Below are 650 nucleotides of genomic sequence, written 5' to 3'. Positions count from 1 at the left end.
TGGCGCGGCATGCATTCCCCGATGACCAGACCCGACTTCACGTCGAGCGCGGCGAAGAGCGTGGTGGTGCCATGACGCTTGTAGTCGTGAGTCATGGTGGCCGCGCGCCCCTTTTTCAGCGGCAGCCCGGGCTGGGTGCGGTCGAGCGCCTGAATCTGGGACTTTTCGTCGACGCATAGCACCACCGCGCGCTCTGGCGGGTCGAGGTAAAGCCCCACGATCTCGGTGACCTTCGCCTCGAACATCGGATCGTTCGAGACCTTGAACCCCTTCACGACATGTGGCTTCAGCCCTGCATCCGCCCATATGCGCCCCACGCTGGAAGGCGAGATGCCGACCGCCTCGGCCATCGCAGCGCGGCTCCAGTGCGTGGCATTGGACGGCGTTTCCTGCACGGTCTTCGCGATCACCTTCAGTCGGACTTCTCTGGGCAGGGGCGGCACCCGCGAGGGCCGCGTCTTGTCCCGCTTGAGCCCAGGCACGCCTTCATCAAGATACCGCTCCTGCCAGCGCCAGACCGTCGGCTTCGACATGCCCGTCCGCCGCATGATCTCGACGGTGCCCTGACCGTCCGCCGTCACCAGCACGATCTCGGCCCGCCAAGCAAGCTTGCGCGGCGTGTTGCGGTTGCTCAGCAAAACTTGAAGCTC

1 protein-coding gene is annotated in these 650 nt (G+C 65.4%); it reads right to left on the bottom strand.

What is annotated here, in order from left to right; translation table 11 throughout:
• Positions 1 to 650, bottom strand: a 650-nt coding sequence (locus tag EEB11_RS19300; RefSeq protein WP_135434209.1) for an IS630 family transposase, incomplete at both ends; no start/stop codon positions are given.

Origin of the sequence: Pseudotabrizicola sediminis, assembly GCF_004745575.1 — a bacterium.
Taxonomy (GTDB): domain Bacteria; phylum Pseudomonadota; class Alphaproteobacteria; order Rhodobacterales; family Rhodobacteraceae; genus Pseudotabrizicola; species Pseudotabrizicola sediminis.
This window is presented reverse-complemented; position numbering and strand designations above follow the sequence as displayed.